This is a genomic window from Bacillus sp. AY2-1 (assembly GCF_008368965.1).
GTDB classification, from domain to species: domain Bacteria; phylum Bacillota; class Bacilli; order Bacillales; family Bacillaceae_G; genus Bacillus_A; species Bacillus_A thuringiensis_S.
This window is the reverse complement of record NZ_QPEL01000086.1, coordinates 1-2776: the sequence shown is the minus strand read 5'-3', so window position 1 is coordinate 2776 and position 2776 is coordinate 1. Positions and strand designations below refer to the sequence as shown.

Sequence of the window (2776 nt, the reverse complement as noted above, 5' to 3'; positions counted from 1 at the left end):
CTCACAATTTGATAAGATATGAAAAACGGCCGATACCCCTTCCTCTTCGTTATCTACCCCTTGAATATTTTGTTTGCTATACGCCGCCCGAACAAACCTTGATGGTGGAGTGAAATCCCCAGGGAGTCCCATCGAACCTGAACCTTGTCCAAAAGCACTTAAGGGTACATCACCCCATTGGGTTGGGGCATATGGCTGCGATTTAAGACCAACATATTGTCTTAAATTTTGTAAATGCCAGTTAAACTCAGGACTATTGGTCATTACCCCTAGCGGATTATCATACATTTTTAGCCCCTCAATTGTCGGCTCTAATACAATGCATTCTCCCCATTTATCCGCTAAAATCCAATGTAGAGGTGGGATAACTCCTAAAACAGATAGTGGTACATCTAAAAAGGAAATACTATCTACAGATTTCTTTAATTCTTCGACAGAATTGAATTGTGTGAGACTCCATGCCACAAAATCAAATGGAGCCAGATTTGTTTTATTGTCATCTATGCTGTTACTATAAGTAGCGAATCCTGGAAAATAAAGTGTTGCACATGTCATACCTGATTCATTTACTCCATCTGCCAGAATGATCCTTCCTTGATCGTTAATCCCCATTCCTACAACAGCTTGTTTCGCCTTGATAGTTTCACCAGTTATATTGTTCCATTGATAACGTCGAGGAACAATTATTACTTCTTGATTGAAATCTAATGCAAAATCCATTGTTCTTGCAAAAAGGTGCTGACCGCTTTTTGTCTGTAATGTCAAACTAGTACACATATAGAACACCCCATTTTATGGTTTTATATTCAACCTATAAAATTTCTATAAATCTGTAAATTTAAAACTTATTTACTTTTTAAAAGTATAATTTTCAATCCATGCTCGGGAATAGAATTTACATTACAATCTAGAAAATAATCCTAAGCTAAAATATCCCCCTTGAGTAAACAGCATTCTTTTCATAATTTCACTCTGCAACTTATTTACCTATAATTCTACTTGTTCTTCTGGCTTCTTTCTATGAAAATCAAAAATGAAATTATAATTATCACTATCTTTGCAATAATTTTTTGATAGTCTGATGTCAATAGTTCTAATTGATAAATAAAGTTAGTTCTGATACAACCTGTATCAAAACTAAACCATTTACTTTATATGAATAACTTCACTTTTCACAGGGAGAGATTTCAATCCATATACAGAACTAACACTTGAGATAGGAACGGGAAGATTATGGTCAATAAACGAAAATGATTTATATTTTTTCATTATTTCCGTCAATACAATTTTAGCTTCTAATCTAGCTAGGGGAGCACCTAAGCAAAAGTGGATTCCATGACCAAATGCAAGATGAGGATTTCGACTACGATGTATGTTAAAACTATCGGCATCTTTAAAATGAAGAGAGTCTCGATTAGCTGATCCAATCCAACCTGAGATAATTTGATCTACTTGTAGAGTTTGGCCTCTTATTTGAATCTCTTTTTTTACTTTGCGTACAATTCTTTGAGCTGGTGAACGATACCGCAATACTTCTTCAATTGCTTTTGGAACAAGGGATACATCCTGTTGTATTTGCTTGTAAACATCTGGATTTTCTATCAAACAATATAATAAGTTTCCAAGCAAGTTAGTTGTTGTTTCATTTCCTGCTACCAATAGTAATTTACAAAATGATACTACTTCCTTGCCCGAAATGTTTTTGTCTGCTTCACTTTGAACTAATAAAGAAATAATGTCATTTGAATCCTTTTTGGATTTTCCTCGATTGATTTGTATGATTTCTTCAAAAAATTCCTCTAATTCATTTTCTGCTTGTAAACGTATATGAAAAAATTCTTTCAAATAATCCGGATCATCATGATTGGGTGAACTTACTATAATATCCGACCACTTCTTGAATCTGTCCATATCATTAACAGAAACACCTAACATTTCAGCAATTACTATGACCGGTAAAGGATAAAATAACTCTTGGACAATATCAAAATTATCACGATTAGATAATTGAATAAGAAAATCATTTGTGATTTGCTGAATTCTCGACTCCCATACCTTTAATGATTTAGGAGTGAACGAACGATTTACAATAGACCGGATTTGCGTATGTTTTGGCGGATCCATCCCAAGGATACTTTGTGGAAAGGGAGACTTTTTCTTCTCCGGCATAATGTTAGAAAAAAATTCTTTATCCTCTAAGACTCTTTTTACATCTTCGTACAAAAAAACATTCCACATGTCAGCCTGAGAATTAAAATAAATGGGTTCTTTTTCTCGCATCTCTTTATACCATTCAAATGGTTCATATGGGTCTCCTAAAGCCTGTTTTCCTAACAGCTTATTTGTAGGAATCATAAAGATTGATTGATAAGGTGTTTTCATATATAACAATCTCCCCTCAAAAAAATTTTCATTACACCTAATTACATTCACCGAATATTATTCGATATAATGAAAATTATACAACGATAACAGAATTTTCAAAATACTTTTTCGATTTCGAGATATCAGTTAATATATAGTTAAGGGGGAATAAGGATTGCATAACAAAAATTTAACCAAAAGAAAACAACAAGCTCTACAAACACAAAACAATATATTTCTTGTATTTTTAAATTTAACGAAAAAAAAAGAAATTAAAAATATAACTATTGAAGATATTTGTAAAAAGGCAAATATATCTGTTGGCACTTTTTATCATCATTTTTCTTCCAAAGAAGATATTTATCAAAAGTTATTTCAACAAATTGAAGAAAACCTAAATGTAGAATTGAAA

3 protein-coding genes are annotated in these 2776 nt (G+C 32.5%); 1 reads left to right on the top strand and 2 read right to left on the bottom strand.

Annotation, left to right across the window (positions count from 1 at the left end):
- Together DN403_RS20550 and DN403_RS20545 are read right to left on the bottom strand one after the other, a co-directional pair.
- A partial coding sequence (locus tag DN403_RS20550; protein ID WP_149185700.1) for a choloylglycine hydrolase family protein occupies positions 1-777 on the bottom strand: 777 nt, incomplete at its 3' end.
- A gap of 369 nt (positions 778-1146) precedes the next feature.
- The gene (locus DN403_RS20545; protein ID WP_149185699.1) at positions 1147-2382 is read right to left on the bottom strand and encodes a cytochrome P450; all 1236 of its coding nucleotides are present in this window, start codon (positions 2380-2382) and stop codon (positions 1147-1149) included.
- 157 nt (positions 2383-2539) lie between these two features.
- Between DN403_RS20545 and DN403_RS20540 the strand changes: the two genes are divergently transcribed.
- A partial coding sequence (locus tag DN403_RS20540; RefSeq protein WP_149185698.1) for a TetR/AcrR family transcriptional regulator occupies positions 2540-2776 on the top strand: 237 nt, incomplete at its 3' end.

What these genes read in the sequence shown, in the direction of transcription:
- DN403_RS20545 (WP_149185699.1), bottom strand. Translation starts at nt 2,382, where the DNA reads ATGAAAACACCTTATCAATCAATCTTTATGATTCCTACAAATAAGCTG.